This is a genomic window from Novosphingobium sp. (assembly GCF_027489515.1).
In the GTDB taxonomy this organism is placed as follows: domain Bacteria; phylum Pseudomonadota; class Alphaproteobacteria; order Sphingomonadales; family Sphingomonadaceae; genus Novosphingobium.
Window position 1 is genome coordinate 52,413 of sequence record NZ_JAIXZS010000015.1, and the last position, 19,565, is coordinate 71,977.

Sequence of the window (19,565 nt, forward strand, 5' to 3'; positions counted from 1 at the left end):
AGGCCCCTCACCCCGCTGCCAACCGCTCCGCCGTGCGCTCCTCGATCCGCTTCTCCAGCATGAACAGCGGCATCGTGCCTTCCTCGAGGATCCCATGGAACCACGGCAGGCTGAACTTGTCGCCCAGGGCGGCCTGCGCCTTCGCCCGCGCCTTCACCCAGGCGGTGTGGCCGATCTTGTAGCTGCAGGCCTGCCCGATCAGCACGCAATAGCGCTCCACCTCGCGCTGGCTGCGCGCCTGCGCGAAGCCGGTCGTGGCGACCATGTAGGCGGTCGCCTTCTCACGGCTCCAGCGGTAGTGGTGGATGCCGGTATCGACCACCAGCCGCGCCGCGCGGAACAGGAACGACTGCAGATACCCGGCGCGCTCCAGCGCAGAGTAACCGCCCAGTTCGTCCGCCAGCTGTTCGGCATAGAGCGCCCAGCCCTCACCGTGTGCCGAGAGGAAATAGTCCTTGAGATACAAGGGCAGCGCACCACCCTTCTGCGCATAGCCGCCTTGCAGATGATGCCCCGGAATGCCCTCATGATAGGTGAGCGAAGGCAGCGAATAGCGCGGCCAGTCACCCACGGACTTCAGGTTGATCCAGTAGATTGCTGGTCGCGAACCATCGAGGCTGGCGCTGTAGTAGTAGCCGTTCGAGGCCCCGTCCTGAATCTCCACCGGTACGCGGCGGATTTCGAGGGGCTCGCTGGGATAGTTCGCGAAGGCCTGCGGCAGCTTCTTCGCCATCGCCGCAATCCCGGCATTGAGCGAGGCGATCAGGTCGCTGCGCCCCGCATCGCTATCGGGATAAAGCTGATCCGGCGCATGGTTCAATGCGGTTAGCCGCTCGCCCACCGTGCCCTTCGTATAGCCCGCCGCTTTCAGGATCGAATCGAGTTTGCCGGCGATATCGGCCACCTGCTCAAGCCCGATCTTGTGAACCTCTTCCGGCGAGAGCTTGGTCGTGGTCGCCTCGGCCAGCGCGGCTGCATAGATCGCATCGCCGCCACGCACGCGCCACGCGCCGTCACCCGCCGGGGTCTTCGCCCGCAGCGCCTTAATCAGCGCGATCTGCCGGTCGAGCGCGGGATAGACCTCGCTGCCAATGATCTTTGCCGCCTGCCCCGCCCAATCCCCGGCAATGCCCTTGGCCGTGGTGCGCCGCGTCAGTGAAAGCACCATTGCGCTGGCCTCGGGCGCCGCGCTGCGCAGCTTGGCAAGCTGGCCGAGCGCGAGATCAAGCGACCAGCGCGGCGCGATCACCCCGCGCGCTGCCAGCCGCTTCTGGCCCAGCGTGTCCTCGTCGAGGGCAAATCCGAAGGCCTTGAGCCGCGCCAGATAGGCCTCGGCATCGGCGGCCGTCTCCACCGGATGCTGGCTGTCGAGCATGTCGGGCACTTCGAAATAGATGCCCTGCTGCTGGGTGATCGGATAGGGCTGCTGCACGCTCTCGATGCCAAAGGGCACACCGGCGAGCCGCCGCTCGAACATGTAGGCCAGGATATCGCGCTGCCGCCGCACGACGGGGCTGAGGCTTGCGGGATCGACCCCGCGCATCGCCGCAAGCCCGGCGCGGTCAAACGCCTGCACCGCCGCGCGGCCAGCCTCACTTTTGTCATCAAGCCGCGAGCGCAAGCCTGCGCGCACGCCGGTGTCGAGGCCGAGACCGGTCGCGTGGTTCGGCGTCAACAGCAGGTTTTCGTAGAACAGACGATCGGCAAGGGCAGCAAAGGCGGCATCGCCGGGTGCGGAAGATGCCGCAGCCCTGCTCGCAATTGGCAGCCAGGTGGCAACCGCAGCCGTGGCCGCACCGGCGAGAAATTCACGTCTTTCCATGGACAAGGCTCCCGCAGATTGGAAAGCCTGCTCGCTTGCACACCCCCGCCATCAGAGGCAACCCACCCGGCGGGCGGAGCGGGGGATTTCTTAACCCATGCCGTAAAAGCCCGCCACCCGGTCAAGCGCCAGTTCTAGCACCAGCTTGCCGCTGCGCACCGGCCAGGCCAGGGCCTTCTCTGCCGCCGGCACGCCCTCGCCTGCGCAAACCACGCGCCAAAGGATATCGGAAAGTCCCGGCCCTGCCGCCGCGATCGCACCGTCAAACCGGCGCCGCGCCGCCAGCTGGCGCTCGCCCGGCGTGAGGTCCGGCTCACCACCCGCCACACGCACCAGATCCCAGCGCATCGTCACCGAAGGCGCAAGTTCGGCGCGCTCCCAATCCGCGCGCAGCCGCTCGCCCGCAGCAAACTGCCGGTCATTCAGGTGTCCGCGCGCATGCAGCCAGGTGAGCGGCGATTCGGCGAGATTGACCTTCACGCTGCGTACGGCCCCGCGCCCCCCGCCCGGACGCACACCCTCCAGGCGCCGCGGCCCTTCCTCGGTCAGTTCACGTTCGACCAGAACTTGTGCCATAACCCTCTCCCTAAAGAACAAATATGGAACAAATGCTGTCTTGCCGGAGATAGCCGCCTGTAGGAAAGCACAAAACTTGCCGCAGCGCACAAAAGCTGTAAAAGCACGTATGAGGCCCCTGAGAGTGCCCCCATCATGATCAACCGCATCCGCGATATCCGCCGTCAAAAGGGCCTGACCTTGGCCGATGTCGCCGCACGCTGCGCGCCGCCGACGACTGCCCAGACAATCGGCCGGCTCGAAACCGGCATGCGCTCGCTCTCGCTCGGATGGATGAACCGCATCGCTGCCGCGCTGGAAGTCGATCCCCAGCTGCTCGTGAAAGCGGAAGTTGACAGCGAGCCGCAGATCATCGCGCGCCTCGGCGCAAGCGGCGCGGAAGCGCTGGCAAAGCCGATGTCTGCGGTTTTCCCGGTCGGGCCCGGCTCGGCGCAGCTCGTGGTAATGACGGTCGAGACAAGCGCCGGCGAATACCGCGCTGGCGATCAGGTGTGGCTGCGCCAGATCGGCGCAGAGGATTTCGGGCGCGCGCTCAACCGCGATGTGCTCGCCCCGCGCCCCGGCGGGCGCTTTGCATTCGGCCGCATGATCGATCGCGACGGTGACCGCGTCGCCCTGCTGCCACCGGGCATCGGTCAGCGCCAGGTGGTGATCGATCATCCCGCCTGGATCGGTGTGGCCGAATTGCTCGTCCGCTCGCTCTGATCCTTCGCGCCTTGCCAGTGAAGCGCCGCCTGCTGTCGATCTCGACGCTGTATCCCGCCGCCACCCGTCCGGGCTTCGGCCGCTTCGTCGCGCGCCAGATGGAGGCTCTGGCGGCGCGGGGGGATTGGGACGTCACGGTGATCAACCCGATCGGCCTGCCGCCGCCGCCTTTCAGTGCGCTTGGACGCTACAAACCGCTGGCAGTGATCCCACCAGTGGTGGGAGGCGGCCTTGTCACGGTGCACCATCCGCGTTTCCTGCTCGTGCCCGGACTATCGGGCCGCTTCAATCCATGGGCAATCACCCGCGCCGTCCTGCCGCTGGCGCGAAAGCTCCACCGTGAAGCCCCCTTTGATCTGGTCGACGCGCAGTTCTTCTATCCCGATGGCCCCGCTGCCGCCGATGTCGCTGCTGCGCTTGGCCTGCCCCACGCGATCAAGGCGCGCGGTTCGGACATTCACCTCTGGGGCGACCGCGCCGCGGCGTTGCTGCAGATGCGCCGCGCTGCGCACAGCGCATCGGCGGTGCTGGCCGTTTCAGGCGCCCTCGCGCGCGACATGGAAGCGCTCTGCCTTGCCCCGCCCGGCGGGATCACCGTGCACTATACCGGTCTGGACCGCGTCCGCTTCCAGCCAGTGCCCCGCGCCGAAGCCCGTGCCCGCCTCGAGCAGAGCCTCCCCAGCCTAACCCTGCGCCCCGCGGATCGCCTAGCAGTCTGCGTCGGCGCGCTGATCGCGATCAAGGGGCAGGCGCTCGCGATCGAGGCGCTGACCAGCCTGCCCGGCGATATCCAGCTCGCACTCGCCGGCACCGGCGCGGACGAAGCCGCGCTGCGCGCCAAAGCCGCCGCCCACGGCGTGGCGAGCCGAGTGCATTTCCTCGGATCGGTGAGCCACGAGACGCTGCCGATTTTGCTTAGCGCCGCCGATGTGATGGTCCTGCCCTCGGAGCGCGAGGGCCTCGCCAATGCCTGGATCGAAGCACTCGCCTGCGGCACGCCGCTCGTAATACCGCCGATCGGCGGCGCCGCTGAAGTGCTCGACCGCCCGGCCGCCGGCCGCCTTGCCGATCGCACTCCCGCTGCCATCGCCGCTGCCATCACAGACATATTGGCCGCGCCCCCAGCGCAGGCAGACGTCGCAGCCAGCGCGACCCGTTTCAGCTGGGACGCGAATGCAGAGGCACTGGCCGGGATCTACGAGAAAGCTGCCAACCGCTGATTTCCCCTCCCGTTTACGGGAGGGGCTGGTGCTGGGCCAGAGCCTAAGCCCCCTCGCGTGCCAGGCGCTCCTGCTTCTCCAGCGCGTTCTCGGTTGGCACGAAACTCTTCGAGGTCACCTTGAGCCAGATCAGGATCGGCGCCGCCATGTAGATCGAGCTGTAGGTGCCGACGAAAATGCCCAGCGTGATCGCCGCCGTAAAGCCGAAGATTACCCCCGGCCCCAAGAGCAGCAGCGCCGTCAGCGTGATCAGCATCGAAAGCGAGGTCGCCAGCGTGCGGTGCAGCGTCTCGTTCACCGAAAGGTCGAGCAACTCGGGCATCGGCATCTTGCGGTACTTCTTCAGGTTCTCGCGGATGCGATCATAGACCACGATCGTATCATTGAGCGAATAGCCAATGAGCGTCAGCAGCGCCGCCACGATGGTGAGGTCGAATTCGAGCTGGGTCACCGCAAACAAGCCCAGTGTCAGCGTCACGTCGTGGACAAGGCTGAACAGCGCGCCGATACCGAACTGCCATTCGAAGCGCAGCCAGATATAGGCCGCCACCGCCAGCGCAGCGAGGCCGAGCGATAGCACCGCGCTGTGCCACAGCTCACCCGAAACCTTGCCCGAAACCGAGTCCACGCCGTCCACGCGCGCATCGGCATGCTTGGCCTTGATATCCGCCGTGATTGTGCGCGCCATCTTGTCGGACAGGCCGCTGTCGTGGTCGGCGCCTTCCGGCAGCTTCATGCGGATCGAGATCTCGTTCGGCTTGCCGTAGCGCTGGATGATCGGCTCGCCATAGCCCAGCGCTTCAATCTCCCCGCGCAGCGGCCCGACCGGGGCCTCCGCGCTCTGCGTGAAGGTCACGCGGATCATCTGCCCGCCAATGAAATCGACGCCGAGGTTGAGGCCCTTGGTGAACACGAGGCCGAGGCTTGCCGCCATCAGCAGCAGGCTGATCACGTAGAACGGCACGCGCCAGCGCAGAAACTTGATGTTCGTGTTGTCGGGAACGAGCTTGAGAAGCTTCATGGGGCTGGTTCCTTACAGCGCGATTTCGGTGGGCCGCGCCTTGCGCAGCCACTGGGCGACCCACATGCGGGTCATGGTCACCGCGGTGAACACCGAGGTCGCGATACCGATGAGGAGCACGATGGCGAAGCCGCGCACCGGGCCAGTGCCAAATGCCGCCATCGACATCGCTGCGATCACGTTAGTGATATTGGCATCGAAGATCGCGCGGCTGGCTTCCTTGTAGCCCATCTCGACCGCCTGGAACACGCGGCGGCCGCGGTGCCGTTCCTCGCGGATGCGCTCGTTGATGAGCACGTTGGCATCGACCGCCGCGCCGATGGTCAGCACGAAGCCGGCGATGCCCGGCAGAGTCAGCGTCGTGCCGATCAGCGCCATGATGCCGAGGATCATCAGCACGTTGAACACCAGCGCGATGCAGGCATACATGCCGAACCGGCCGTAGACAGCAAGGATGAAGGCGACAAGCGCAAGCGTGCCAACCGCCATCGCGATCATGCCCTTGCGGATCGAATCCGCGCCGAGATCAGGCCCGACAGTGCGTTCCTCGACGACCTTGAGATCGACCGGCAGCGCGCCTGAACGCAGCGAGATGGCAAGGTTGCTCGCCGCCTGCGTGGTGAAGTTGCCGGAGATGACCGCGCTGCCGCCCAGGATCGGCTCATTGATGTTGGGCGCCGAGAGCACCTTGCCATCGAGGATGATCGCGAACGGCTTGTTGACGTTCTGCGTCGTCAGCTTCGCAAACCGTGCGCCACCTTCGGTGTTGAAGGTGATCGCCACTTGCGGCTCGTTGGTCTGCTGGTTGTTGGTGACCTGCGCGTTGGTCAGCTGGTCGCCGCGAATGCCGCCGAGGCGCTTGACCGCGATCGAACCGACCGGTCCGCCGTCCTTGCCCGCTGCATAGGGCACGATCTCGCTGCCCGGAGGCGCCACGCCGCGCTGGATATCGCTTTGCAGCGCGGTCGTATCGACCAGCTTGAACTCGAGCTTGGCGGTCTGGCCGAGCAAGTTCTTGAGCGCCTGCGGATCCTGCAGACCCGGCACCTGCACGACGATGCGGTTGGCGCCCGAACGGATGATCGTCGGCTCGCGCGTGCCCAGCGCGTCGATGCGCTTGCGCACCACTTCGACCGCGGTTTCCATCGCCTGTGCCACCGCCTGATCGATGCCCTCCGGCGTCGGCGTCAGCACGAAGCGGTTGCCGTCGATGACGTTGATCGTCCAGTCGCGCGCGCCGGTCAGCCCCGCGCCATTGGTCAGCGGCAGGATCGCCTCGCGCACCGCGTCAACCTTGGCGGGATCCTCGACAAGGAAGGTCAGCGCGCCGTCTCGGTTGGAGATATCGCTGATGCGGATGTCCGGATTGGCCTGCTTCAGCTTGTTACGAACTGATTCGTCCATGCCCTCGATGCGCTGCTGGCGCACCTGGCTGGGATCGGCTTCAAGCAGGATGTGGCTGCCGCCAGCAAGGTCGAGGCCCAGATTGACCTTGGGCGCATAGATGCCCGCAGGGATCGTGAAGCCCATGACCGTGGCAATCGACGGGGCCGCGGCAAGCGCAGCCAGCAGCGTGATCGCCCAGAGCCAGATCACCTTCCAGCGCGGAAATTCAAGCATCGAACACAGTCTTCCTGAAGGAGGCCGCACGCATATCGGCGCATGCGCCGCGATATGGGGACGCGGGCCGCGGCATCAATCGTTGGCAGGCGCCGATCCGGCGGGGGGCAGCACGTCGCCGATCGTCGCCCGCACCGCGCGGACACGGACGTTGGGACCGAGTTCAAGATCGACCGTAGCGTCATCGACCTTGATCACCTTGCCGATGAGGCCGCCCGCAGTCACCACTTGGTCGCCCTTCTTGAGCGCAGAGATCTTCACTTGCTGCTCCTTCTGGCGGCGCATCTGGGGGCGCAGGATCAGGAAGTAGAAGATCGCCGCCATCGCAACGAGCGGCAGGAACTGAAGGTAGGCCGGCGGTTCGGCAGGCGTGGCAGCCGGCGCGGCGGCGGCAAGGAAGGAAAGCAGGGCAGGACCAGTCATGGCGGACACAGGAACTTTCGCTAAAGGCGGGTCTGGCGCAGGCGGCCAGTATCGGGTGGCGCGCTAGCAGTTTGGCATGGGTTAGGCAACTTTGCGCCCATGGCATTTGGCCCGAACGGATTGTGCCTTCCGCAATCGGCGATCAAGAAGCCTTGCCATCCATCCTGACCCTGCCTATAGGCCCGCCTTCCGGTCGGGACGTAGCGCAGCCTGGTAGCGCATCACACTGGGGGTGTGGGGGTCGGAGGTTCGAATCCTCTCGTCCCGACCAATTATTTCAAGCGGCATTTCTTCCCCCGAACGCTGCGCCCAGCCTCCCGGAACCTCCTGAGTCCTTTGATGCGCTGTGCCGCGAGCGGCTCCGCTTGGTGGTTCGAATCCTCTCGTCCCGACCAAACTATCCCTCCCCCTTAAATAGCCCAGCAAACTGCTTCCGCAGCTCGGCTTTCAGCACTTTGCCCATGGCATTGCGCGGGAACTCCGGCACGATGCGGATCGCCTTGGGCTGCTTGAAGCGCGCGAGCTTTTCCCGCGCGACGGCCTCGATCGCTGCGGGCTCCAGATCAGGCCGCGCCGCCGTCACCACCGCCACCACGCCCTCACCGAAATCGGGATGCGGCACGCCGATGATGGCGACATCAGCCACGCCGTCCACTTCTGCGAGCACCATTTCGAGCTCGGCCGGATAGATGTTGAACCCGCCCGAGATGATAAGGTCCTTCGAGCGGCCCGCGATGGTCACCCGGCCTGTCTCGTCCTTGAAGCCGGTATCCCCCGTCACGAAGAACCCGTCCGGCCCGATCGCTTCTGCTGTCGCCTCGGGCCGCCGCCAGTACCCGGCGCACAGGTTCGGCCCCCTGATCTCGATCTCGCCGACCTCGCCCGCGGGCAGCTCCTGCCGCCCTTCCACGCCGACCACGCGCAGCTCCACGCCCGGCAGCGGGAAACCGACTGTTCCCGGGCTCCGACCTTCGGGCGCATAGGGGTTCGAGGTGATCATCGCCGCCTCGGTCATCCCGTAGCGCTCCAGAATGCGGTGCCCGGTGCGCGCCTCGATCTCGGTAAAGACCGAAGGCAGCAGCGGAGCCGAACCGCAGATCATCAGCCGGATATTGCGCACCGCATCGCGCCCGAAATCCGCCCGCTCGAGCAGCCGCGTGTAGAACGTCGGCACCCCCATGAACACGCTGACCGTTGGCAGCAGCGCCACGACTTTCGCTGCATCGAACTTGCCCAGCAGATGCACCGTCGCCGCGCTGTAAAGCCCGAGATGCAGCGCAACGAAAAGCCCATGCGCGTGGAACAGCGGCAGGCTGTGCAGGATGCTGTCGGCATCCGAAAACCGCCAGGTCTCGAACAGCGCCACGACATTCGACGAAAGGTTCCGATGCATCAGCATCGCGCCCTTCGGCCGCCCCGTCGTTCCGGAGGTGAACAGGATCGCGGCGAGGTCGGTCTCGGCCATGACCTCCACCGTGAGATCGGGCTCAAGCCCGGCCGCCAGCGCGGGCAGCGATCCCGAACCATCAGGCTCCAACGTCATCCGCAGCGGGACATCACCCTCCGGCACCGGCGTGGCCGAGCCATGCACCAGCAGCACCGGCTCGGCATCCTCGATCAGCATGGCAAGCTCGCTCGCGGTATAGGCCGGGTTCACCGGCACCGCGATCGCGCCCGAGGCGAGCACTGCCAGATAGGTCAGCGCAAAGCCGGGCGAGTTTTCCGCCTTGATCATCACCCGGTCGCCGCGCCGAACGCCCAGTTGCTCCAACGCCGCCCGATAGCGCCCGATGGCCGCAGGCAACTCGCCAAAGGTGCAGACCGCCTCCCCCTGCCACAGCCACGCGGGCTTGGCCTCATGCCCTGCATGACGGGCAAGAAACACGGCAACGAGATTGGCATTCATGGTGCGGCCCTCTCCGGCTGGTCTAGCCCGCCCATAGAGCCGAGCAGGTCCGCCCGCCAAGCCGGATCAGTGCTCGCCCAGCGCCTTCGCCATCAACGCATCCATGCGCGGCACGTCGACCGAAAGCACAACCTGCGCCTGCCCTTCATCCAGCCCCGGCCTATAGGCGTCGTGCCAGGTCAGCATGTCGCCGTAGCCGGCGCCGAAATCCGTATTGAAATCATACCACAGCCGCTCCGACTTCGTGACAATCGAAGGATCGAGCCAGACCGCGACGGCGATCTCGTCCCACATCGGAAAGCCCGGCTCCATCCGCCGCAAGAATGCCGCGACGGGCGGGCGCGATGCCTTCGCCAGCCGTTCCAGCAGCGCGGGCGAAAGCTGCGTCGCAGTCGAGGGATCGACCGGTATGATCGTCACCTTGGGCCATGGCGCATGCGCCGCCATGCTCGCCGCCTCGGGATCGAAGCGGATGTTGAACTCGCGCCGCGGCGTGTTGACGAACTCGCGCGCGAAGTCGGAAGCGGACTTGCCCTCCAGCACCTGCCGCGGCGCAAGGCTCCCGCCCATGATGACAAGCTCTTTCACCAGCGAGGCAAACTCGGGATCGAGCCGCTGCGCCAAAGCGAGATTGGTCAGCGGCCCGGACGCGATGATCGTCACCTGATGCGGATGCGCGCGCACCGTTCGGATCAGGAACTGCGCCGCCGGCTCGGCCAGCGCCTTCAACTTCGGGTTGCCCCACGGCAAGTCCACGGGATCGAACGGCCCGTGATAGGGCGGCGTCGACTGCGCCGTGGGCTCGGCCCACTGCTTCATGAACGCGCCTTTCCACACCAGCTTGCCGTAAAGCGCCTCCCATCGTCCGGTGCGCGCCTCGCTGTTGAGCAGCGGAAAGGTCGCCCCTTCCGCCACCGGCACTTCGGTGCGGCCGAGCAGTTCCAGCCCGCGAAGCACCATTGCTGTCGCGCGGTTGGCCCAGACATTGCCCGATACCGTGGTGATCCCCAGCACCTCGACGTTGGCGTCCTCCAGCAGCATCAGATGCGGGATCGCGAAACCCTCGTCATCGATGATCACCTGCCGCTTCGCCTCTGCCGCCGCCGCGGGCGCGAGAGCCCCCAGCAGCATCAGGAGCGCAAGTAGGACCCGCCACGCCATCAGCGCCTCACTTCGCCTTGCCCGCCTCGGTGCGGTACTTGTCGAACCACGCGAGGATCGCCGAGGCCTTGGCCGCCGATTGCGAAGGCCGCGCAGTAAAGCCGCCATGGCTCGCGCCCGGCACCTTCACGAGAGCAGTCGGCACGCCGCGGATCTGCAACGCGGCGTAATACTGCTCGGATTCGCTGACCGGCGTGCGGAAGTCTTCGCTCCCCACCACAACCATCGTCGGCGTCTTCACATTGCCGACGAGCGAAAGCGGCGAGCGGGTCCAGTAGCTCATCGGGTCTTCCCACGGCTGCTTCTTGAACCAGTAGCGCGAGGTGAAGCCCGTGCCGTCCATCGTCAACGCCTCGCTGATCCAGTTGATCACCGGCTTCTGCGTCGCCGCCGCCTTGAAGCGGTCAGTCTTGCCGACGATCCAGCTCGTCAACACGCCGCCGCCCGAGCCGCCAGTCACGAAGAGGTTGTCAGGATCGGCCACGCCTTTGGCGATCGCCGCATCCACCGCGCTCATGAGGTCGGTGTAGTCGTCGCCCGGATAGGCCTTGTCGATTAGGTTGGCAAAGTCGCTGCCATAGGACGTGCTGCCGCGTGGATTGGTGAACAGCACCGCATAGCCGTGCGCGGCATAAAGCTGATCGTCGCTCGAGAACACCGGACCATAGGCGGTGTGCGGCCCGCCGTGGATCTCGAGGATCAGCGGCACGCGCTTGCCTGCCTGATACCCCGGCGGCAGCACCAGCCACGCCCCGATCTTGCGCCCGTCGCTCGCCGTCACGTCAAGCGGCTCAACCTTGCCAAGGGTCTTGCCCCCAAGCAGCGTCTCACCCAGCTGCGTCATTTGCCGCTTGCCGACAAAGAGATTGGCCGGGCGCACACCGCCGCTCATGTCGCCAGTCCAGGCAATCACCCCGCCCTTGGAAACGCTGAAGCTGCCGCCCGTATAGGGCCGGTCGAGTCCGCCTCCGGCAAGGCCCTCGGCCAGCACCGTCAGCTTGCCCGCCAGATCGACCCGCGCCACCTTGCGCACCGCCTTGTCGTCGAAGGCGACATAGACCGAGCGCCCGTCTGCGGCCCACTGCACATCCTCGATGCTGCGATCAAGCCCGGCGGTCAGCGCCTTTGCGTTCGCCCCATCACGGTCCATTACATAGAGCACGTCGGCCTGATAACTCTGGTGCGTGTCGTCATAGCCAAGGTAGGCGATCTTGCTGCCATCGGGCGAAACCACGGCGCCATGATCCGGCCCGTAGCGCTTGGTCAGCTGTGTCAGCGCCCCGCTCGCCACATCGAGCGCGAAGACTTCGCTATCATTCGGCTCCCGCTCCCAGTCCGCCCGGCGATTGGAGGCAAGCACCAGGGTCTTGCCATCGGGTGCGAACGAGAGCGGTCCCGAAACGTCGAAGTTCCCGAACGTCAACTGGCGCGGCGCGCCGCCATCGGCAGCGACGATAAACACCTGATCGAACCCCGGCTTGAGATAGCCACCGCCATCGCCCCGGTAGGTCACGCGGTCGATCACCTCGAGCGGCTCGGCCCACTTCGCCCCCTCGGGCTTGGCAGGCGCGGCGCCGAATTTTGTCGGCTCGCCCGGCACGTGCATCACGTAAGCGATCTGCTTTCCGTCCGGCGACCACGCGAGGCTTGACGGCGAATCCGGGAGGCTGGTGATCCGCGCCGTCGCCCCGCTGTCCATCCAGCGCACATAGAGTTGCGGCGCGCCGCCCTCCTCAGCGCCGACATAGGCGAGCCGCTTGCCATCGGGCGACCAGACCGGAGCAAACTGCGATCCTGCGCCGGCCAACGGCACCTGTTCACCGGTCTTCACATCAACCAGCCAGATCGCCGAGCGCATTTTGTCGGCCATCACGTCGCCCGACTTGCGCACATAGGCGACGCGCGCGCCGTCCGGGCTGATCTGCGGGCTGTCCGCAATTTCGAGGCCGAAGAGGTCAGCCCCGCCGAACAGCCGCGAAGGCTGCTCGGTCGTCGCGGCCGGCGCGGGCGCTGCCAGGTTCTGGGCCATGACCGGCACCGCAGTGGAAAGAAGAAGCAAGGCAAGCGTCTGGCGAAGCATGGCAAAATCCCATGAAATGGAGCGTTGCGCCGTCATTGGCCCGCGCGCCCGTCCCCACGCAAGAGGTGTTTTATGCGCCTGCAACAGCATCGATCGCTGCAAGGTGCTGTGCGACCGCATCGGGCGGCAGGAACGAGCCGGTAAAACTGTTCCGCGCCAGCTGCACCAGATCCGTCCGGGATAGCCCCCGCGCCGCCGCCACCGCGCGGTAGTTGTCCGCCACATAGCCGCCAAAGTAAGCCGGATCGTCCGAATTGACCGTGGCCTTGAGGCCCGCCGCCAGCATCCGGTCGAGCGGGTGCGCCGCCAGATCATCGACCACGCACAGCTTGAGATTGGAGAGCGGGCATACCGTCAGCGTCATGCCCTGCGTCGCCAGCCGTGCTACCAACGCCTCGTCTTCCAGCGCCCGGTTGCCATGGTCGATCCGGTCGACCCCCAGCAGATCGAGCGCCTCGTAGACGTAGTCCGGAGGCCCCTCCTCCCCCGCATGCGCCGTAAGCTTCAGCCCCTTGGCCCGCGCCGCCGCGAACACCCGCGCGAACTTGCTCGGCGGATGCCCGACCTCACTCGAATCAAGGCCGACCGCTGCGATCCGCTCCAGCCACGGCTCGGCCATGGCCAATGTCTCGAACGCCGCCTCTTCGCTCAGATGCCGCAGAAAGCTCATGATCAACACCGAAGTGATCCCCAGTCGGACTTCGGCCTCGGCCATCGCCGCCAGCAGCCCCTCGATCACCGTACCAAATGCGATGCCTCGATCCGTGTGCGTCTGGGGATCGAACATGATCTCGGCATGCACCACTCCGTCCGCCGCCGCCCGCTCGAAATAGGCCATGGCCAAATCGCGGAAATCCGCCTCGGTCTGCAGAACCCCCGCGCCCGCATAGTAGATATCGAGGAAATCCTGCAGGTTGGAGAAGGCGTAAGCTGCACGCACGTCCTCCACGCTGGCATAGGGAATGGCGATCCCGTTGCGCTCGGCCAGCGCAAACATCAGCTCGGGCTCGAGGCTTCCCTCGATATGGAGGTGGAGCTCGGCCTTGGGCAGCTGCCGAATGAAGTCCTCAAGCCCGTCCATGCCTGGCCTCCCTGTCCCAAACGCAGCGCCCGAGCACATAAGTCCGGCGCACCGCCCGGTCATCCCCCAACACCTGCAGCGCAAACAACCGTTCCGCGAGCGAGGCCCCCGCCGTCCGCCGCGCCATCAGCGGTGTCGCCGCGTCATCAAGCACCACGAAATCGGCCTCCTGCCCTTCCGCAAGCATGCCCACTTCGCCGTCGATATGCAGCAGCCGCGCCGAACCGCCCGTCGCCAGCCACAACGCGCGGAAGGGATCGAGCACATACCCCTTCGGCAGCCCGGCCTGATAGGCGAGCCCCCCGTTGTGGAGCAGCGAGAGCGACGTTCCCGCCCCGATGTCCGAGCCCAGTCCCAAGCGTACCCCGTGCCGCTCGGCTTGCGCGAAATCGAACATGCCCGAACCCAGAAAGAAGTTCGAACTGGGGCAAACAGCAATCCCCGCGCCGGTCTCCGCGAGCCGCGCGCAGGACCGGTCCGGAAGATGCACTCCATGCGCAAAGACCGAACGATCCGTCACCAGCCCGAACCGGTCGTAGGCATCAAGGTAATCCACCGCCTCGGTAAACCGCGCCGCCACTTCGGCAATCTCGCGCGTGTTCTCGGCCAGATGCGTATGTAACAGCACCCCTGGATACGCCGCGAGCAGTTCCCCTGCGAGCGCAAGCTGTTCATCGGTCGACGTCAGCGCATAACGCGGTGTCACCGCATAGCCGAGCCGCCCGCGCCCATGCCACTTTGCGATCAGCGCCTCGCTCTCGCTCCGCGCCTCCTTTACCGTATCGCGCAGGCCTTCCGGCCCCAGATCCATCAACACCTTGCCGCAGATCATCCGGAGCTGCCGCGCCTCCGCCGCCGCAAAGAACGCCTCGACCGAAGCTGCATGCACAGTGCCGAACACCAGCGCGCTGGTCGTCCCGTGCCGCAGCAGCTCATCAAGGAACTCTTCCGTCACCGCCGCCGCATGGACCGGATCGGCAAAGGCCTTCTCCGCCGGAAAGATGTGGCGCTCCAGCCAATCGAGCAACTGCGCCCCATGGCTCGCGATGCGGCCCAGCTGCGGATAGTGCACGTGCGCGTCAATGAAGCCGGGAACGACCAAGCCCGGGAGGTGCTCCACCATGAGACCCGGAAAACGCGGCGCCACTGCCGCATACGGCCCCCGCGCCACCACGTGCCCGGCCTCAACCACCAGCAGTCCGTCCGCCTCATGACGCACCGCGTACGGCGCTTCCACCGGATCGTGCGAAAGGCTCACAAGTTCACCCCGAAAGCCCTTGATACTCATGCCGCAACAGCCTGCACCGCGGCCACTTGCGGCAATTGCAGCAGCTGCGCCAGCAGTGCGATGGCGATTACATCGGGCTCCTTGCCCGTCACGCCCGGCAGGCCGATCGGGCACGACAGCCGCCCGCGCGCCTCGGCAGAGACTTCGTCCCGCTCCAGCCGCGCGAGAAACCGCGCGCGCTTGGTCTGCGAACCGATCAACCCGGTGAACGCGAGAGCCGACCGTCGCAGCGCCGCCAAGGTCAGCCGATAATCCAGCGCGTGGTCATGAGTCAGGATCACCAGCGCCGCCTCGTCCGGCGCCTCCGCCACACATTCGATCAGCGCGCTCTCCGGCACCACCGTCACGCCTGCAATATCCTCGAACACCGGCCGCGTATCGAACCAGGCCAGCCGCACCGGCAGCCCGCCAGCATGGCGCGCAATCGCCTGCCCCACATGGCCAGCCCCGAACAGCCAGAGCGGCCGCCGGAAACCACCGATCACCTCGGCCAGCCGCGAGCCCTCGCATGGCTTGTCGCCCCGCGCCGAAAGCGGCACCGTCGGTCCATCGCTGACTTGCCGCTCGATCCCGCCGGCGCGCAACACGCTCACCAGCACTCGGCCCTCGCGCGCTTCAGCCAGCCAGCCCAGTGCCGCGCGGTCGACATGCTCGACGAAGAGCCGGACACGCCCGCCGCAACACTGCCCCAGCAGCGGCCCCAGCGGATAGTCCTGCACCCGCCACGTCCCCGGCGCATGGCCCAGAACGGAGCGCGCCTGCTCCGCCGCGTGAAATTCCAGCGCCCCGCCGCCAATCGTGCCGAAGAGCCCGTCTGCGGTCACCAGCATCCGCGTCCCCGCACCGCGCGGCGCGGAGCCTTCGGTCGCCAGCACGCTGACCATCGCCACAGGCCCTGCCGCCGCCAGCTGTGCCAGATCGTCCAGCCACCGAGTCATCCGCGCAAACTCGCAATCGCGCGCAGCACCGCCCCAGGCGTCGCCGGCGCATCGAGCTTGGGCAGCTCGCGCACTTCAGGCGCCGTTGCCGCGATCGCCGCCGAGATCGCGCAGAACACGGAGTTCGCCAGCATCAGCGGCGGCTCGCCCACCGCCTTGGAGCGGTGGATCGTCGGCTTCACGTTTTCCCCGTCCCACAAGTCGATCCGCATCCGCTTCGGCCGATCAGAGGCTGTCGGCACCTTGTAGGTCGCGGGCGAATGGTTGAGCAGCCGGCCCTTGGCGTCCCACTCGACCACTTCGGTGGTCAGCCAGCCCTGCCCTTGCACGAAGCCGCCTTCGATCTGCCCGCGGTCGATCGCAGGGTTCAGCGAGCGCCCCACATCATGCAGGATATCGACGGCCAGCACCTTGTGCTCACCCGTCAGCGTATCGACGACCACTTCCGAAACCGCCGCGCCATAGGCAAAGTAGTAGAACGGCCGACCCCGGTGTGAAGCGCGGTCGTATTCGATCTCAGGCGTCGCGTAGAACCCGGTCGAAGACAGCGAAATCCGCCCGAGCCACGCTTTCCGTGCCGCCTCGGCAAAGCTCATCCGCGCATCGCCTGCGATCACCCCATCAGGGGTAAAGCTGACGTCATCCGCCGTGCAGCCGAACACTCCCGCGAGGAAATCGGCCATCCGCCCACGGATCGCCATGGCCGCGCGCCATGCCGCCATGCCGTTGAGGTCGGCGCCGGAGGACGCCGCCGTCGCCGAGGTATTGGGCACCTTGTCCGTCCGCGTCGCAGTGATCCGCACCGTATCGACGCCCACGCCAAAGACGTCCGCCACGATCTGCGCGATCTTGATGTGCAGCCCCTGCCCCATCTCGGTCCCACCATGGTTCGCCTGGATCGAGCCATCCGAGTAGACATGGACCAGCGCACCCGCCTGGTTGAGATGCGTCGTCGTGAAGCTGATGCCGAACTTCACGGGCGTCAGCGCGATCCCCTTCTTTAGCACCGGCGAGCCCGCATTGAAGGCTGCAATCGCCTCCCGCCTTGCATCATAGCGAGCCGTTTCTCGAAGCCGTGCAATGATTTGCGGGGCGATGTTGTCCTCGATGGTCATGCCATAGGGCGTCACATCACGCCCCGGCCCATAGAGATTGCGCTCCCGTACGACGAGCGGATCGAGCCCCAGCCGCGCCGCCACATGGTCGCACACACGCTCGATCGCCAGCATCCCCTGCGGCCCGCCAAAGCCCCGGAACGCCGTCGCCGATACCGTATTGGTCTTCAGCCGCTCCGAGAGGATTTCCACGTCTGGCAAGAAATAGCAGTTGTCCGCATGGAACATCGTCCGGTCGTTGATGCCTGGCGAGAGGTCCATCGTCGCTCCGCATCGTCCGCCGAAGCGCAGCTTCACTGCCGAAAGCCGCCCTTCGCCATCGTGGCCGACCTCATAGTCCACCTCGAAGTCATGCCGCTTGCCGGTCACGATCATGTCGTCATCGCGGTCGCAGCGGAACTTGGCCGCCCGGCCGGTATGGTGCACCACCAGCGCGGCGGCAGCGGCAAACAGCGCCGCCTGGCTTTCCTTGCCGCCAAACGCCCCGCCCATGCGCCGCACTTCCACCGTGACGTCAGCGCTGGGTTTCCCCAGCAGATGCGCCACCAGATGTTGCACCTCGCTCGGATGCTGGCTCGAGGAGACGACGTGAATCTGCCCGTCCTCCCCCGGCCGCGCGTGAGCCACTTGTCCCTCCAGATAGAAGTGATCCTGCGCCCCGATCTTGAGGCTTCCGGAAAGATGGTGCTCGGCCGCTGCCAGCGCCGAATCAGCATCCCCGCGCGCCATGCGCTGGTCCGCCTCGATCCGCGAACCTATCCCGCGCGCCTGCTCCACGGTAATCGCCGGCTCGAGCGGTTCGTACCTCACTTTGCCCAGCCGCGCCGCCTTGCGCGCCGCCAGCCGCGTCTCCGCTGCCACCAGAAAGACGGGCTGGCCATGGCTCACCACTTCACCATCCGCGAGCACCCGGTCGTCATGCGCAATCGGGCCGACATTGTTTTCACCCGGAATATCCGCCGCGGTGTAGACCGCCACGACCCCCGGAAACGCGCGGACGGCATCGAGGTCCATGCCCACGATCCGCGCCCGCGCCTCGCTCGAAAGCCCGAAAGCGAGATTCAGCGTGCCGGGCAACTCGGGCTCGTCATCGACGTACCGCGCGAGGCCTGCCACATGCAGGTGCGCACTGTCATGCGGCAGCGCCGGCATCGCGGCTTCCGGCCAGAGCGGGTTCCCCTCCGCCATCAACAGGCCTCCACATCGAGCACCGAGACTGCCACGCCCTGCTCGCGGTGCCACAGCCGCCACAGCAGCGCCGCCGCTGCCTCGATGCGATAGGCTGCCGTGCCGCGCACATCGGTCAGCGGGCTGAAATCGCTCTTCAGCGCCTCGCCCGCCGCCACAATCGTCGCCTCGCCAAACGGTTGGCCGACCAATGCCGCCTCGCACTCCACCGCCCGCCGGGGTATCGCTGCCATACCGCCAAACGCTACCCTTGCGGCGATAATCGTCCCCGCCTCCACCTTCAGCGCAAAAGCTCCCAGAACCGCAGAGATATCGCTGTCAAACCGCCGCGAAAGCTTGGAAATGTGAACCTGGCTGCCAGTCTCGGGACGCGGTATGAAGACGCTCTCGACGAATTCCCCCGGCCGCCGGTCCTGCTTCCCGTAATCAAGGAAATAGGCTTCCAGCGGCATGGTCCGCTGCCCTGCAGCCGAGCGGAGCGTCAGTTCCGCCCCCAGCGCAATGAGCGCCGGCGGCCCGTCGCCGATGGGCGAACCATTGGCGATGTTGCCGCAAACCGTCGCCGAAGACCGCACTTGCAGCCCCCCGATCCGCCGAACCAGTTCGCCCAGATCCGGATGAAGCCGCGCCAGCGCCTCATGAGCCTCGGCATAGCGCACCCCTGCGCCCAACCGCACGCCGTCCGCCGTCTCTTCGATGGCCTTGAGGTCTGCGACATCGCCAATGAACACCAGCGCATCCAGATCGCGCAACCCCTTGGTCACCCACAGCCCCACATCGGTCGCCCCAGCCACGATCCGCGCCTGCGGATGCACTGCCAGCACCTCCACCAGCTCGCTTGAGGAACGCGGCACAAACCACTGCCGTTCTTCGAAAGTGCCGGCTGCCATGCAACCGCCTGCAAGGCCAGCAAGCGCCGCCGCAACAGCGCCATCATCCTGCGTCAGCCTCGGCACCGCTTCCCCCGCCTCAAGGATCGGCCCATAGCCCGTGCACCGGCACAAGTTCCCGGCGATCGCATCCGCTACCGGCAGTTCGCTGCCCAACGCCCCGATCGCCCGCCCATGCAGCGACATCACGAAGCCCGGCGTGCAAAACCCGCATTGCGAGCTGCCGTTCGCCGCCATGCACACCTGCAACGGATTGAGCCCGCCGTCCGCCGAAAGGCTCTCCACCGTCATCACCGCCTTGCCGTGGACCATCGGCAGAAACTGGATGCAGGCATTCACCGCGCGCCATTGCACCTTGCGGCCCCCAGCCTCGCCCACCAGCACCGTGCAGGCCCCGCAGTCCCCTTCGGCGCAGCCTTCCTTGGTGCCCGTCCGCCGCAGCGGCCCACGCAAGGTTTCGAGCAGGGTGCCAGTCGGATCGGGCTGAGCCAGCTCCACAACCTCGCCATCAAGCAGGAAGCGCACCGCCAC

The 19,565-nt window shown here is 66.4% G+C and carries 15 protein-coding genes and 1 tRNA gene; 3 read left to right on the forward strand and 13 right to left on the reverse strand.

From position 1 onward, the window contains the following. Window positions 1-7: 7 nt before the first annotated feature. Together Q0082_RS01545 and Q0082_RS01550 are read right to left on the reverse strand one after the other, a co-directional pair. Complete coding sequence (locus Q0082_RS01545) at window positions 8-1,822, reverse strand: DUF885 family protein (protein WP_298189138.1); 1,815 nt, start codon at window positions 1,820-1,822, stop codon at window positions 8-10. A 90-nt stretch (window positions 1,823-1,912) separates the two neighbouring features. Continuing rightward, complete coding sequence (locus Q0082_RS01550; RefSeq protein WP_298189139.1) at window positions 1,913-2,398, reverse strand: DUF6456 domain-containing protein; 486 nt, start codon at window positions 2,396-2,398, stop codon at window positions 1,913-1,915. 135 nt (window positions 2,399-2,533) lie between these two features. Here Q0082_RS01550 and Q0082_RS01555 point away from each other — a divergent pair, with 135 nt between their 5' ends. Both Q0082_RS01555 and Q0082_RS01560 read left to right on the forward strand, forming a co-directional pair. Beyond that, window positions 2,534-3,103 carry a helix-turn-helix transcriptional regulator gene (locus Q0082_RS01555; RefSeq protein ID WP_298189140.1) on the forward strand — a complete coding sequence of 190 codons (570 nt, stop codon included), beginning with the start codon at window positions 2,534-2,536 and terminating at the stop codon, window positions 3,101-3,103. 17 nt (window positions 3,104-3,120) lie between these two features. Next, window positions 3,121-4,323: a glycosyltransferase gene (locus tag Q0082_RS01560; RefSeq protein ID WP_298189141.1), complete on the forward strand. Its 1,203-nt coding sequence runs from the start codon at window positions 3,121-3,123 to the stop codon at window positions 4,321-4,323. Between the two features lie 43 nt (window positions 4,324-4,366). On the opposite strand, the gene secF is transcribed toward Q0082_RS01560, so the two are convergent. From secF to yajC, 3 genes are all read right to left on the reverse strand, one after another. Then, window positions 4,367-5,344, reverse strand: coding sequence for a protein translocase subunit SecF (gene secF / locus Q0082_RS01565; RefSeq protein ID WP_298189143.1), 978 nt, complete (start codon window positions 5,342-5,344; stop codon window positions 4,367-4,369). Window positions 5,345-5,356: 12 nt separating this feature from the next. Next, a complete protein-coding gene (gene secD, locus Q0082_RS01570; RefSeq protein WP_298189144.1) occupies window positions 5,357-6,964 on the reverse strand; it encodes a protein translocase subunit SecD in 1,608 nt (535 codons plus the stop codon). A gap of 75 nt (window positions 6,965-7,039) precedes the next feature. Further along, window positions 7,040-7,387 carry a preprotein translocase subunit YajC gene (gene yajC / locus Q0082_RS01575; RefSeq protein ID WP_298189145.1) on the reverse strand — a complete coding sequence of 116 codons (348 nt, stop codon included), beginning with the start codon at window positions 7,385-7,387 and terminating at the stop codon, window positions 7,040-7,042. A gap of 194 nt (window positions 7,388-7,581) precedes the next feature. On the opposite strand from yajC, the gene Q0082_RS01580 reads away from it, so the two are divergent. Next, window positions 7,582-7,658, forward strand: a tRNA-Pro gene (locus tag Q0082_RS01580). A gap of 126 nt (window positions 7,659-7,784) precedes the next feature. Here the strand turns inward: Q0082_RS01580 and Q0082_RS01585 are convergent. From Q0082_RS01585 to xdhA, 8 genes are all read right to left on the reverse strand, one after another. Next, window positions 7,785-9,293 (reverse strand): AMP-binding protein, encoded by a 1,509-nt coding sequence (locus Q0082_RS01585; protein ID WP_298189146.1) that lies wholly within the window; start codon window positions 9,291-9,293, stop codon window positions 7,785-7,787. A gap of 66 nt (window positions 9,294-9,359) precedes the next feature. After that, window positions 9,360-10,454 carry a nucleoside hydrolase gene (locus Q0082_RS01590; protein WP_366522473.1) on the reverse strand — a complete coding sequence of 365 codons (1,095 nt, stop codon included), beginning with the start codon at window positions 10,452-10,454 and terminating at the stop codon, window positions 9,360-9,362. 7 nt (window positions 10,455-10,461) lie between these two features. Then, on the reverse strand, window positions 10,462-12,483 hold the full coding sequence (locus tag Q0082_RS01595; protein ID WP_298189148.1) for a S9 family peptidase: 2,022 nt from the start codon (window positions 12,481-12,483) through the stop codon (window positions 10,462-10,464). Window positions 12,484-12,604: 121 nt separating this feature from the next. Further along, complete coding sequence (locus tag Q0082_RS01600; RefSeq protein WP_298189149.1) at window positions 12,605-13,615, reverse strand: adenosine deaminase; 1,011 nt, start codon at window positions 13,613-13,615, stop codon at window positions 12,605-12,607. Further along, window positions 13,602-14,903 (reverse strand): guanine deaminase, encoded by a 1,302-nt coding sequence (gene guaD, locus Q0082_RS01605; protein ID WP_298189150.1) that lies wholly within the window; start codon window positions 14,901-14,903, stop codon window positions 13,602-13,604. The genes Q0082_RS01600 and guaD overlap by 14 nt, the downstream gene beginning before the upstream one ends. After that, window positions 14,900-15,841, reverse strand: a complete 942-nt coding sequence (gene xdhC, locus Q0082_RS01610) for a xanthine dehydrogenase accessory protein XdhC (RefSeq protein WP_298189151.1) — start codon at window positions 15,839-15,841, stop codon at window positions 14,900-14,902. The genes guaD and xdhC overlap by 4 nt, the downstream gene beginning before the upstream one ends. Continuing rightward, window positions 15,838-18,144, reverse strand: coding sequence for a xanthine dehydrogenase molybdopterin binding subunit (gene xdhB, locus Q0082_RS01615; RefSeq protein WP_298189153.1), 2,307 nt, complete (start codon window positions 18,142-18,144; stop codon window positions 15,838-15,840). Before xdhB ends, xdhC begins: the two co-directional genes overlap by 4 nt. After that, window positions 18,144-19,565: a xanthine dehydrogenase small subunit gene (gene xdhA, locus Q0082_RS01620; protein ID WP_298189155.1), complete on the reverse strand. Its 1,422-nt coding sequence runs from the start codon at window positions 19,563-19,565 to the stop codon at window positions 18,144-18,146. Before xdhA ends, xdhB begins: the two co-directional genes overlap by 1 nt.